General features: G+C 41.2%; 12 protein-coding genes. 10 read left to right on the forward strand and 2 right to left on the reverse strand.

What is annotated here, in order from left to right; genetic code table 11:
- Window positions 1-28 precede the first annotated feature (28 nt).
- Window positions 29-766, reverse strand: a complete 738-nt coding sequence (locus CIL03_RS13285; protein ID WP_165767961.1) for a YqjF family protein — start codon at window positions 764-766, stop codon at window positions 29-31.
- A gap of 198 nt (window positions 767-964) precedes the next feature.
- Here CIL03_RS13285 and CIL03_RS13290 point away from each other — a divergent pair, with 198 nt between their 5' ends.
- The 7 genes from CIL03_RS13290 (at window position 965) to ehuA (ending at window position 7,387) form a co-directional block, all read left to right on the forward strand.
- The gene (locus CIL03_RS13290; RefSeq protein ID WP_094886355.1) at window positions 965-1,168 is read left to right on the forward strand and encodes a hypothetical protein; all 204 of its coding nucleotides are present in this window, start codon (window positions 965-967) and stop codon (window positions 1,166-1,168) included.
- 169 nt (window positions 1,169-1,337) lie between these two features.
- Window positions 1,338-2,510, forward strand: a complete 1,173-nt coding sequence (gene nagA / locus CIL03_RS13295) for an N-acetylglucosamine-6-phosphate deacetylase (RefSeq protein ID WP_094886356.1) — start codon at window positions 1,338-1,340, stop codon at window positions 2,508-2,510.
- Window positions 2,511-2,882: 372 nt separating this feature from the next.
- Window positions 2,883-4,070: a M24 family metallopeptidase gene (locus CIL03_RS13300; RefSeq protein ID WP_094886357.1), complete on the forward strand. Its 1,188-nt coding sequence runs from the start codon at window positions 2,883-2,885 to the stop codon at window positions 4,068-4,070.
- Window positions 4,071-4,232: 162 nt separating this feature from the next.
- A complete protein-coding gene (gene ehuB / locus CIL03_RS13305; RefSeq protein WP_206207702.1) occupies window positions 4,233-5,138 on the forward strand; it encodes an ectoine/hydroxyectoine ABC transporter substrate-binding protein EhuB in 906 nt (301 codons plus the stop codon).
- Window positions 5,139-5,244: 106 nt separating this feature from the next.
- A complete protein-coding gene (gene ehuC, locus CIL03_RS13310; protein ID WP_108721256.1) occupies window positions 5,245-5,907 on the forward strand; it encodes an ectoine/hydroxyectoine ABC transporter permease subunit EhuC in 663 nt (220 codons plus the stop codon).
- Window positions 5,904-6,617 (forward strand): ectoine/hydroxyectoine ABC transporter permease subunit EhuD, encoded by a 714-nt coding sequence (ehuD, locus tag CIL03_RS13315; RefSeq protein WP_094886359.1) that lies wholly within the window; start codon window positions 5,904-5,906, stop codon window positions 6,615-6,617. Before ehuC ends, ehuD begins: the two co-directional genes overlap by 4 nt.
- Window positions 6,617-7,387, forward strand: a complete 771-nt coding sequence (ehuA, locus tag CIL03_RS13320) for an ectoine/hydroxyectoine ABC transporter ATP-binding protein EhuA (RefSeq protein WP_094886360.1) — start codon at window positions 6,617-6,619, stop codon at window positions 7,385-7,387. Before ehuD ends, ehuA begins: the two co-directional genes overlap by 1 nt.
- Before the next feature lie 39 nt (window positions 7,388-7,426).
- On the opposite strand, the gene CIL03_RS13325 is transcribed toward ehuA, so the two are convergent.
- On the reverse strand, window positions 7,427-8,401 hold the full coding sequence (locus CIL03_RS13325; RefSeq protein ID WP_094886361.1) for a 2-hydroxyacid dehydrogenase: 975 nt from the start codon (window positions 8,399-8,401) through the stop codon (window positions 7,427-7,429).
- 624 nt (window positions 8,402-9,025) lie between these two features.
- Between CIL03_RS13325 and CIL03_RS13330 the strand changes: the two genes are divergently transcribed.
- The 3 genes from CIL03_RS13330 to CIL03_RS13340 are packed head-to-tail and all read left to right on the forward strand — an operon-like array spanning window position 9,026 to window position 12,568.
- Window positions 9,026-9,706, forward strand: coding sequence for a GntR family transcriptional regulator (locus CIL03_RS13330; RefSeq protein WP_094886362.1), 681 nt, complete (start codon window positions 9,026-9,028; stop codon window positions 9,704-9,706).
- A 3-nt stretch (window positions 9,707-9,709) separates the two neighbouring features.
- Complete coding sequence (gene gabT / locus CIL03_RS13335) at window positions 9,710-11,062, forward strand: 4-aminobutyrate--2-oxoglutarate transaminase (protein ID WP_094886363.1); 1,353 nt, start codon at window positions 9,710-9,712, stop codon at window positions 11,060-11,062.
- Between the two features lie 60 nt (window positions 11,063-11,122).
- The gene (locus CIL03_RS13340) at window positions 11,123-12,568 is read left to right on the forward strand and encodes an NAD-dependent succinate-semialdehyde dehydrogenase (RefSeq protein WP_165767962.1); all 1,446 of its coding nucleotides are present in this window, start codon (window positions 11,123-11,125) and stop codon (window positions 12,566-12,568) included.
- Window positions 12,569-12,575: the final 7 nt, after the last annotated feature.

Raw genomic sequence — 12,575 nt, forward strand, 5'->3', positions numbered from 1 at the left:
TCATGCTGGTTTTTAAATGAAAAAGTTCTTAGAAGTTCCGCTTTATCATCCAAAATAAGGCTTGTTTTGACTGCACATAATGGAGCATAGGCTTTGCGGTATATGAATTTCCCCCCAGAAAAGGCGTCATTGTTTGTTTTTTCACATTTGCTTCAGCTCTCTGCACCTCCCATTTTTTATGATGAATATCTCCTCTGAATAATGTACCATTACGATAGGAATATAGAAAATAACGCTCCATCAGCCAATAATCAAGACTTCCTTTATCCGGATGGTAGGTATCTCCAACTGGATGATAATTGGCCATGAAGCCAACCTCACTTTTTCCTTTTCGCATACTGGAAAAGATAATTTCATCCTGCTTTTTTTTCAAATTCATTTTTGCATAGTAATAAGGCAGTGTCGCTATTCTTCCACCGGCAGCTGCATGAAGCTTGCTGGCATCAAGACTAAAAAAATACACACCTGCTATTCCGTCCTTTTTAACATATGTGCGTACATTTAATTCTAAAAAATAGCCGAAATAAGGAAGTTGCGGCATTTTTCTCATTCTCATTGCACGTACTTTAAATGGGATGATGCTTATCCAGGCATTCCCATCATACGTGTCCAGTTCCAGTTCTGGAGGCAGATGTCTTTCTATAAGATCTTCCTTGACAGGAAAATGCATAAAAAGCAAATGCTCCCACTTTTGCATCATTATCCAGGGGCCTTGTGGAAGCTGATATTCCCGATGGTCTTTATGACGTAATATGTCTTTGTACATGCTCTGCCTCCTGTCATGGCTTTGTTTTAGTATAAGCTTCATCATACATTTTATCCGTTCTTAACGGAATGTGAGACCCTCCTTTTTTAAGGCTTTAAACTCTATCCAATAAGAAATATAAAAATGATGTATTTTATATTACAACGGGGGCAAAGTATCTTTTGTATTTGACTTTATACTAAAAAAGGAGGGTCAGTCATGAATAACAACGATAACCGCAACAACCGCAGGAACAGAAATGATAACAACAATCAAAATCAGGAAAATCAGGATGTGAACAACGTTGAATTCGCCAATGAAAATGAATTTAACGATATAGATTTTGATAACAATAATAACAATAACGACAACAACAATAATAACAATAGGAATAACAGAAATAACAGAAACAACCGCAGATAACAAAAAGCCTGTATTCTAAAATTGAATACAGGCTTTTTGTATGCACTGGTAGGCAAACAGTTGTCCATTACCCTTGTAACAGAAGCATTTCCAGTCTGTTCTATTAACGTGAATTGACATCAAAAATGCGAAGCGATATAGTAAAGCTATCTGAAAGGACGGGGGATTAATGGAAGAAATTGAACCAATTTTAATAAAAAATGCAAAGATATATACAGAGGAAAATATGAAAGATGAAGCGTATATACTGCTTGAAAATCGTAAAATAACATCTATATCTCAAAAAGAACCGGACAGGCTCCCGGAAGGAACTAAAATAATTGATGGAACTGATTTATCGGTTATCCCAGGCTTTATCGACGGCCATATCCATGGTGCGCATGGAGCCGATACAATGGATGCAACAGAAAAAGCCCTGAACACAATGGCAGATCTGCTTCCTGCAGAAGGTACAACCAGTTTTCTTGCTACTACAATTACGCAATCACCTGAAAATATCGAAAATGCCCTAGTGAATGCAGCAAACTTTAAAAATAAACCAGGGCAGGCTGAAATACTCGGGATACATCTCGAAGGGCCGTTTATTGAGAAGAGTAAAAAAGGGGCACAGCCGCTTGAATATATAATGGAACCAGATATTGAACAGTTCAAAAAGTGGCAGCTTCTGGCAGCCGGGAAAATTAAAACAATTACCATGGCACCAGAGCACGATACAGATGGTTCGTTTATCCGTTATTTATATGAAACTGGTGTTAATGTGTCGGCAGGACATACGGGAACAAATTTTGAAGGAATGAAGGTAGCGGTTTCTCATGGTGTCCGTCAGCTGACCCACATCTGCAACGCTATGAACGGGATTCATCATCGTGATATAGGAGTTGTCGGGGCAGGTTTTCAATTGAAAGAGCTCAAGGGGGAACTGATTGCAGACGGAATCCATATTCAACAGGAAATGCTCCAGATTATCTATAATGCCATGGGAAGTGAGCGGTTAATTTTAATAACCGACGCCATGCGTGCAAAAGGTCTGACGCCTGGTGAGTATGAACTTGGCGGGCAGCCTGTAAAAGTTTCAGAGGATCGTGCATTACTGGAAAGCGGGTCATTAGCGGGAAGCATTCTGAAAATGAAAGATGGAGTTAAACAAATGCTTCAGCTGGAAGGTGTATCCTTGGAAAATGTAATCGAGATGGCTTCCATAAACCCGGCAAAACAAATTGGAGTTTTCAACCGCAAAGGAAGCATTGCACCAGGTAAAGATGCAGATTTGCTGGTAGTTGATGATAAGCTGAATATTAGTTATACCATTTGTGGCGGTGTGATTGGGTTCAAAAATGAATAAGAATGAAGAAGTGCACTCTATGGCGAGAGTGTGCTTTTTTATTTGTTTACAGACACTGCCCAGTATGTAAATAATATAAAATTTAAAATAATTAAAATAATCATTGACAACCGAAAAAACAATGAATTATAATAGAATTAAGATAATGTCGACAATCGACAGAACTTGGAAATTCTTCTATTTACTGCAATAAAGCAATACAATAAATCACAGCTATATTAGATGAAAGAATAACTTCATTCATCTTGATATCCTTCTAACCACACCATGCTTATACATAGCACCAGTAAATACAGTCAATTCAAAAACACTATTTTTGCACATCAATGAAAACCCTTACAAAAAGAAAAGTGTACGAGAGGAGAGATAGTGTTGTTAACTTTTCCTATTACTGAGTTTCATGAGAGGCTGACAAAAACAAAGCAGCGGATGGCAGATGCAGGTATTGATGTATTGCTGGTAACAGATCCAGCTAATATGAATTATTTAACCGGATATGATGCATGGTCATTCTACGTTCACCAGGTGCTTATGGTGACGATAGATGAGGATCAGCCGATATGGATTGGCAGGGGACAGGATGCAAGTGCAGCCATGCACACGACATGGCTTGACGCAGATCATATCATTCCATATGCGGATCATTATGTTCAATCAACGGTCAGGCATCCGATGGACTTTGTGTGTGATTTGCTCAAAGAAAAAAAGAAGGATAATAAAACCATTGCAGTGGAGCTTGATGCATATTACTTCACGGCCATGTGTTATATGCGATTAGTCCATGGACTTCCAAATGCGACTTTTGTTGATGGGACTAACATGGTGAATTGGGTGCGAATTATCAAATCAGATCAGGAAATAGCCTATATAAAGCAAGCTTCAAAGATTGCAGAAAATGCCATGCAGGTGGCTTTTGAGACGATTGATGCAGGAGTCAGGCAATGTGACGTGGTAGCAGCGGTGGCGCATGCCCAAATTAGCGGAACAGAGGAATTTGGCGGTGATTATCCGGCGATTGTTCCATTGCTGCCAACAGGTGATAAGACCTCTGCATGCCATTTAACCTGGACCGATGACCATTTTAACCAGGGGGACCCTGTAATTATTGAATTAGCAGGGTGTTATAAACGTTATCATTCACCACTTGCCAGAACTGCTGTTATAGGGATGCCAACCGAGCAGATGCAGTATGTATCTGATGTTGTAATCGAAGGAATCAATACAACACTTGACGCAGTTAAGCCAGGCATCACCTGTGAAGAGCTTGAGATGGTCTGGCGCAGGGTTATTGAAAGAAATGGCATCAAAAAGGAATCGCGCATGGGATATTCCATGGGTCTCAATTATCCTCCTGACTGGGGAGAGCATACTGCGAGTCTCAGACCAGGCGATCGAACAGTATTGCAGCCGAATATGACATTTCATTTAATCCCTGGAATTTGGATGGAAAATATGGGTGTTGAGATAAGTGAGTCCTTCCGTGTTACAGAAAAAGGCTGTGAAGTATTTGCAGATTTTCCACGTGAGCTAATGATTAAACCTAATATTCGATTGGCTTAACGTATACGTTTATAAAAGGGAGGGGGAGGAAATTCCCTTCCTGGATACATATTATCCTAACGTTTCAGGTTGTCATTTAAAAATTCTAATTCAAAGGCTGTCAAAAGAGATACAAGCATGATAAATGGCAGCTTTTTGAAAAAATATAAAGGAAGTCATATAGTGGTGAAAAAATTACTTACAGCTGTATTGTTTCTGGCCTTTATTACACTGGCTGCATGTGGCAGTTCAGATGATGAGGCTGCAAGTAGTGAAGGGGGCGACAGTGGTGAGTCATCTGGAGGATTATTGGCAGAATTGCAGGAAGCTGGTACAGTTACTGTTGGTTTTGCCAATGAAAAACCGTATGCCTATCAGGAAGACGGGGAACTGAAAGGGGCAGCAGTTGATATTGCGCAAGCAGTTTTTGCCGAGCTTGGAATCGATGATATGGAATCCCAGCTTTCAGATTTCGGACAGCTTATACCTGGACTGAAAGCAGGTAAGTTTGATGTTATTACAGCAGGAATGGCAATTAATCCAGACCGCTGTGAAAACGCAGCATTCGGTGAACCTGAAATGAAATACGGGGAAGGGCTAATCGTGCAAAAAGGAAATCCGCTTGGACTGGAAAGCTACAAAGATATTGCTGACAATCCAGATGTAACGGTTTCCGTTATGGCCGGTGCAACAGAAAATGAATTTCTTAAAACTGAAGGAGTAGATCCAAGCCAAATTCAAAGTGCTCCAGATATTCCTGCAACATTCTCAGCAGTTGAATCTGGAAGAGCTGATGCAACAACAGGAACAGAAATGACAATTAAAATGGCATTGGAGTCTGCAGGTTCAGACCAGCTTGAATTTGTTGAATCATTTGAACAGCCGGATGTAGAAGGTGTACCAAGCTATGGTGCAGCTGCATTCCATCTGGATAATGATGATCTTCGTGAAGCTTACAATGAAAAGCTGGCTGAATTAAAAGAAGATGGCACTGTTGCGGAGCTTCTGGAGAAAAATGGATTCAGCGAAGAAATGAATATGGTAGAATCCGATATTACAGCAGAGATGGTATGTAACGGAGAAGTATAATATCTAAGACTCTATAACTTTATTGCTTGATAAACTCCAAAGGGTCCGGCTCCCTCGCCCAGGGAGGCGGGCCCTTTGGTGATTAAGATATAAAGGAGTGATTTCTATTAGCGCGTTCAGTGAAATTTTTCCTGTACTCATGCAGGGAATTAATATTACGATTACTGTCCTTATTGCATCGATCGTTTGTGGTTATCTGACGGCATTTATTGCCGGGTTTTGCAGGCTTTCCAATAATATTATCCTTCGTAAATTAACCGGCTTATATGTTGAGGTTTTTCGCGGAACCTCATTAATTGTCCAGCTTTTCTGGCTGTATTATGCTCTCCCGATTCTATTTGGTTTTGATCTCGGCAGTGACTTCTGGGCAGGTGTATTAGCAATATCGCTAAACTACGGTGCCTATATGTCTGAAATTGTCCGTGGTTCTATTTTGTCTGTTGCAAAAGGCCAAACAGAAGCTGCGACTGCACTAAACATGTCCAGTTTTCAGCGAATGAGACTTGTTATATTTCCCCAGGCGGTACGGATGATGCTCCCGGAATTCGGAAATTATCTTATTCAAATGCTTAAAGCAACCTCACTCGTATCGTTAATTGGCATGACAGATATCTTATACTATGGAGATATCCTGAGAAGTTCAAATCTTTCACAGGCACCAACCGTATACTTATTAGTTTTGATTTTCTACTTCATTCTTGCACTTCCATTAATTTTCTTAACACGCAAAATGGAAGGGATATCCAAGAAAGGGGTGGCTAGCGGGTGAATGGAAATTGGAATTGGGACACGTTTTTTGACGCATTGCCGATGGTTCTCGAGGGAATCGGCATAACGATTGGTTTAACATTTGCATGTTATTTGTTTGCATTAATTTTTGGTTTTTTGTGGATATTCTTACGAAGAATACCAGTAAAATCTCTTAATTGGATCATCACTTGGATCATGGAATTTATTCGCTCTACGCCACCACTTGTTCAGCTATTTTTTATATTTTATGCATGGCCTATGGTGCCGGTTATCGGTATGGCGCTGGATCCGTTTACCAGTGCAGTTCTCGGACTGGGAATCCATTTCAGCACATATATTGGAGAAGTCTATCGTTCGGGGATTGAAGGTGTGGATAAAGGGCAGTGGGAGGCATCAACTGCATTAAACTTTTCCATCCGGCAAAAGTGGACTAAAATTATTCTGCCACAGGCGATTCCCCCTGCAATTCCGATGCTCGGGAATTATTTAATCATCATGTTTAAAGAAGTTCCCCTGGCATCAACGATTGGTGTTGTAGGTATTTTGCATATGGCAAACAGCTATGGTGCTCAGCACTGGGCATATCTTGAGCCTTTAACCATTGTTGCGATATTATTCCTTATCCTAAGCTATCCGTCTGCAATTTTGATCAATAAGCTGGAAAAGAAAATGAATCGCCGTTTTGATAAGAAAGCAATTGTGAAAAACAGTAAAGGAGCAGTGATGTGATGGGGGAGCCAATTGTCAGATATGAAAATGTTCATAAATCATTTGGTGCTGTCGAGGTGCTAAAGGGCATTAATTTGGATTTAAAACAAGCAGAAAAGGTTGCGGTGATCGGTCCAAGCGGTTCTGGGAAAACAACAATTATCCGCATGCTCATGACGTTGGAAGAGCCCACTTCCGGAGAAATTATTGTAGATGGAAAAAATCTATGGCATATGGAGAAAAATGGACAGCTTGTTCCTGCAAATGAAAAACATCTGCGGCAGGTGCGGGGGGATATTGGAATGGTATTTCAGCATTTCAATCTTTTTCCGCATATGACAATTCTGGAAAATTGTATGACTGCACCAATTCATGTACAAAAAGAAGATAAAAAGTCTGCAAAGGAACGGTCAATTGAAATGCTTGAGAAAGTGGGACTCGGGGATAAGCTGGGAAATTACCCAAGTCAGCTTTCTGGTGGCCAAAAACAGCGTGTAGCGATGGCGCGCGCATTGGTGATGCGTCCTAAGATTATGCTCTTTGATGAGGTAACCTCTGCCCTGGATCCTGAGCTTGTGGAAGAGGTGCTTGAGGTAATCCGGGATATTGCGCATGAAGGCAGAATGGCGATGGTTTTAGTGACACATGAAATGGAATTTGCCAGAGATATTGCGGATCGAGTGCTGTTTTTGGATGGGGGAGTTATCGCAGAACAGGGCTCCCCTGAGGAGGTATTCGGTAATTCAGAAAACAAAAGGCTTGAAAGCTTTCTGCGCAGATTCAGAAGATAAAGAAATAGCCAGAGAGATCATTTTCTCTGGCTATTCTTTTTATTCCCAAACGCTTTCATCAATTAAATTAGGTGGCTTTTCTCCGGACAGGCCTGCATCAAGATTCCTTGCAGCCAATTGAGACATTTTTAATTCGGTTTCATGGGTGGATGATCCAATATGTGGTGTTGTCACAACATTTTTCATTTTCAGCAGCGGATTATCTGGCTCAACTGGCTCATTTTCGAAGACATCGAGTCCCGCAGCTGCTATTTCCCCGCGCTGCAGTGCATTGATTAAATCCTGCTCAATGATTGTTTTTCCACGAGATCCATTTATAAATATTGCCGATTTTTTCATGAGCTGAAATTCCTGTTTTCCTATAAGACCTTCCGTTTCTGGAGTTAATGGTGTAATCAGGCAAACAAAGTCTGACTGTTTTAGCAGTTCATCAAGCTTGCAGTAGACTGCAGAAAATTCCTCCTCCGCATCCGGTTTCCGGGATCGGCTGTGGTATAAAATATTCATATCAAAACCAAAATGAGCTCGTTTTGCAATAGCCTTCCCAATTCTGCCCATTCCAATAATTCCTAATGTTTTATGATGCACATCTGTGCCAAAATGCTCTGGCTCAACAGCTTCGGTTATCCATTCTCCATTTTTAACAAACTGATCCAATTCCGGAATTCTTCTTGCAGTTGATATGAGGAGCCCAAATACTGTATCTGCAACAGTGTCTGTGAGTACATCAGGTGTGTTTGTTGCCATAATGCCCCGCTTGCTCAATTCCCTGATATCGAGATTATTGTGGCCAACAGAAACATTGCTGACTATTTTTAAATTTGGAGCACGATCCAGAAGCTCCTGGTCAACCGGCAATTCCAAACCGATAATTCCTTCCGTCTCATGCAGCTGTTTCAGGAATTCAGGATCTGATCCTGTATCGATGTTTTTAAAAAAATGAACATCGTATTTCTTTTGCAATTCCTTTAAAACAGGCGCTTCCACCCGGTTATATGCAATAATCTTTTTCATCCAGAAATCCTCCCGTCACTATTTATGATTGTTTTCTAAAAGAAAGATGTTTTTACATGAAAAATCTGTTTAGCAAGCAGTAGAAAGAAACTGCGAAATAAAATCAGCGATGATAATCCCATCGGCCGCTCAGGAAATATAACCTTACTTCCATCATCATATCTGCCATCCCACCGAAATATCCTCTATGTGCCCGGTAGCTACTTAATTCTGGCTATTTGGGCTTAGAGAAGGTCTCTATGTGTCCGGTAGCTACCTGTTCTGGCTATTTGGGCTTAGAAAAGTGCTCTATATGACCGGTGGCTATTATTTTCTAGCTGTTGGGCTCAGAGAAGTACCCCAAATCCTGATAATCTGTTCAACCCGCGAAACATCCGTCCGAAGTTGAAATCAACAGAGCAGTTATGTCAGAGTCTATAGAAAAACAGCCATATTTTCATCATGCATCTACCCTTAAATTAGCTATGATTTTAAAGGAAGTCAACCATATAATATAAAAATTTAAAATTATTTAAAAATTCATTGACAATGAAAAATCACTGGATTATAATGGAATCAAATAATGTCGACAATCGACATAAAACATTCGAGGATGAAAGAGACTTTAGAAAGGATGTTCTGCAAATGGATGATAACCAGATTATCGTGCAAAAACCTTTAAGTCAGCTTATTGCGGATCAAATAAAACGAAGAATTTGGAATAAGGAGATTCAATTTGGTGAACGGCTGCTGGAAACCGAGCTTGCTGAAACCTATGATGTGAGCCGGAGCACGATTCGAGAGGCATTAAAAATATTGGAAATAGAGGAGCTGGTTGTAAGCCAAGCGAGAAAAGGTACCTATGTGGCTGATTTTACTGATGAAGCTGTCTCTGAAATCATTGAGCTAAGAACCTTGATTGAAGTAGCAGCTTTTACAAAAGCGATTTCGCGGCTGAAAAAAGAGCATCTCCAAGAACTGGAAACACTTATGGAGGAAATGAAGCTGAAGGCAGATGAGAAGGATTGGAGTGAGCTGTTTGATCTGGATATGAAGTTTCATAGCTATATAGTGAATCTGTGCGGCAACTCAAGGATAATTAAAATTTATGATTCCCTGCAGGTGCAGATTCGGACGTTTCTCATCCATTTGGATAAATACTATTCGAGTCATCAATCATTTTATGATGAACATAGAGATTTACTCGAGGCACTTACTTCCAAAAACACAGAAAAAGTAAATCGGGCGGTCAGAGACCATATCGAATACGTTGAGGAAAAGCTGCTTGGTGTAGGTCAGGAAAATAATCAAGTTGAGGAGGTCTAACAAATGAACAGAAAATTCGCGAACGTTCAGACAGAGTTGCCTGGTCCAAAGGCAAAGGGATTGCTTGACCGGAGGCATGGTATTGTACCTCGGGGAGTAGGCTACGGGATTCCAACATTTGTTGAATCAGCAAAAGGTGCATTGCTCAAGGATGTGGACGGCAATCAGTTTATCGATTTTGCCGGGGCAATTGGAACAATTAATGTTGGGCATAGTCATGATACAGTGACGGCAGCACTGCATGATCAGGTGGACCGTTACATTCATACAGGGTTTAATGTCATGATGTATGATCCATATATTGAATTTGCTGAAAAGGTTGCTGAACTGGCTCCAGGACATTTTAAGAAGAAAGTAATGTTTTTAAACAGTGGTGCAGAGGCAGTGGAAAATGCCGTGAAGATTGCCCGAAAATATACGGGGCGCCAGGCAGTTGTTTCCTTTTCCGGAGGATTTCATGGACGCACGTTAATGGGAATGAGCTTAACCGGAAAGGTAAAACCATATAAATATGAATATGGCCCATTCGCTCCCGAGGTTTATCATGCACCATTCCCTTACAATTATCGTCGTCCGGAATCAATGAGCGAGGAGGAGTATACGGCATTTCTTCTGAAACAGGTGGAAGACTTTTTCATCAGTGAAGTCGATCCTAGTCTCGTCGCGGCATTTATTATGGAACCGGTGCAGGGTGAAAGTGGATTTATTGTTCCGGATAAGGCATTTGTCCAGGGTGTATATGAGCTGTGTAAACAGAATGGTATTCTATTTATTGCAGATGAAATCCAAACTGGCTTCGGTCGTACAGGAAAATATTTTGCTATGGAACATTATGGGGTTGCTCCGGATCTGATTACCATTTCAAAATCTATGTCTGCAGGCCTCCCGATCAGTGGTGTCATCGGACGAGAAGAGGTTATGGACAATGCAAGCCCAGGTGAGCTTGGAGGAACATATTGCGGAAGTCCACTTGGCTGCCGTGCAGGGATTGCTGTTCTGGAAATAATGGAAAAAGAAAATATAAATGAGCGAGCTCAAATAATCGGCCAGCGGGTAATGGAAAGGTTCAAGGAAATGTATGACCGGTTTGATGTAATTGGTGATTATAGAGGGCTTGGCGCGATGTGTGCGTTAGAGTTTGTTGAAGACCGCGAAACAAAAAAACCGGCAAAAGAACTAAGCAGCCAAATTCTGCAAGAGGCACATAAGCGTGGAACGATTGCACTAAAGGCTGGCGTCTATGATAATGTGATTCGTTTGCTCATGCCGCTTGTCATTACCGATGAGCAGCTGGATGAAGGGTTGGATATTTTAGAGGAAGCGATGGAAGCTGTTCTGGTAGGGGCTCAATCGTAAAGAAAGCTCTATATGAAATGTGATTTTCGCAGGAGTTTTTACAGATAGGAGTGGAGTTCAATGAATGAAGTGAAACTGGAGAATTATTTAATGAATATAAACGGTGAATGGGTTGGTGACGACCTTGATACGATTAATGTAGTGAATCCGGCAAATGGTGAAACAGTTGGAACAGTGCCCAGAGGAGGGGAAAAGGAAGCCAATCAGGCAATTGAAGCTGCACATAATGCCTTTCATTCATGGTCTCAACTGACTGCATATGAAAGAGCTGGCTATTTAAAACGCCTTCACCAGCTTATGCTTGATAATACGGAAGAGCTGGCAGAGATTATGACCCTTGAAATGGGAAAGCCAATCCATGAATCAAGGGGTGAAGTAAAATATGCCGCTTCATTCATCGAGTGGTTTGCTGAGGAAGGAAAGCGTATTTACGGTGAAACCATTCCTTCACACGTCTCAGGTAAGCGCTTGCAGGTTTGGAAGAAGCCTGTAGGTGTTGTAGCAGCAATTACGCCATGGAATTTCCCGGCAGCAATGCTGACACGTAAAATGGGTCCGGCATTGGCTGCAGGATGTACGGTGATTATGAAGCCATCAGGTGAAAGTCCTTTAACAGCTGTAAAACTGATGGAGCTCTGTGAACAGGCAGGATTTCCAAAAGGTGTTATTAACCTGGTAACCGGATCTTCATCGAAAATTGCCAAAGCGATTATGGAAAATGATAAGGTACGTAAAATCACGTTTACAGGTTCAACTGAGGTCGGGAAAATTTTAATCCGCCAAAGTGCAGATCAAGTAAAAAGACTGTCACTGGAGCTCGGTGGGCATGCTCCGCTAATCGTGCTGGATGATGCAAATGTTGACGTTGCGGTTAAAGGGGTAATGGCTTCCAAATTCAGGAATGCTGGTCAAACGTGTATTTGTGCAAATCGAATTTATGTACAGTCAGGTATCTACGATGCGTTTGTGGAAAAATTTTCGAAGGCTGTTGAAGAATTAAAAGTAGGTAATGGAATGAATGAATCGGTTGATATCGGACCGTTAATAAACCAGGCTGGTCTGGATAAGGTGAATCATCATGTGGATGATGCAGTCAATAAAGGAGCCTCTGTTGTAACTGGTGGAAAATCGATTACGGAAGATAGGGGCGTTTTTTATCAGCCAACAGTAATCAAAGATGTTGACCAATCAATGGTGGTCATGCAAGAGGAAACATTCGGTCCTGTAGCACCAATCCAAAAAATAGAATCACTTGAGGAAGCAGCTGCTTTTGCAAACGATACGCCATATGGGCTGGCGGCCTATGTCTTCACGGAAAATGTTGCCAAAGGAACACGACTGATTGAACAGCTTAATTTTGGTATTGTTGGCTGGAATGACGGAGCACCATCAGCTGCACAAGTTCCTTTTGGCGGCATGAAGGAAAGTGGGATCGGCAGAGAAGGCGGTCATGAAGGAATCGATGCTTTTGTAGAATCACAGTATGTTTCGATTGGTATGGAATGAATTCAGG

This window comes from Virgibacillus indicus (genome assembly GCF_002266285.1).
GTDB classification, from domain to species: Bacteria; Bacillota; Bacilli; order Bacillales; family Amphibacillaceae; genus Virgibacillus_K; species Virgibacillus_K indicus.

Bases quoted from the DNA above. Each gene is read 5' to 3' on its own strand.
- CIL03_RS13325 (WP_094886361.1), bottom strand. From the start codon at position 8,401: ATGAAAAAGATTATTGCATATAACCGGGTGGAAGCGCCTGTTTTAAAG.
- gabT (WP_094886363.1), top strand. From the start codon at position 9,710: ATGAACAGAAAATTCGCGAACGTTCAGACAGAGTTGCCTGGTCCAAAG.
- CIL03_RS13330 (WP_094886362.1), top strand. From the start codon at position 9,026: ATGGATGATAACCAGATTATCGTGCAAAAACCTTTAAGTCAGCTTATT.
- CIL03_RS13290 (WP_094886355.1), top strand. From the start codon at position 965: ATGAATAACAACGATAACCGCAACAACCGCAGGAACAGAAATGATAAC.
- nagA (WP_094886356.1), top strand. From the start codon at position 1,338: ATGGAAGAAATTGAACCAATTTTAATAAAAAATGCAAAGATATATACA.
- ehuA (WP_094886360.1), top strand. From the start codon at position 6,617: ATGGGGGAGCCAATTGTCAGATATGAAAATGTTCATAAATCATTTGGT.
- CIL03_RS13285 (WP_165767961.1), bottom strand. From the start codon at position 766: ATGTACAAAGACATATTACGTCATAAAGACCATCGGGAATATCAGCTT.
- CIL03_RS13340 (WP_165767962.1), top strand. From the start codon at position 11,123: ATGAATGAAGTGAAACTGGAGAATTATTTAATGAATATAAACGGTGAA.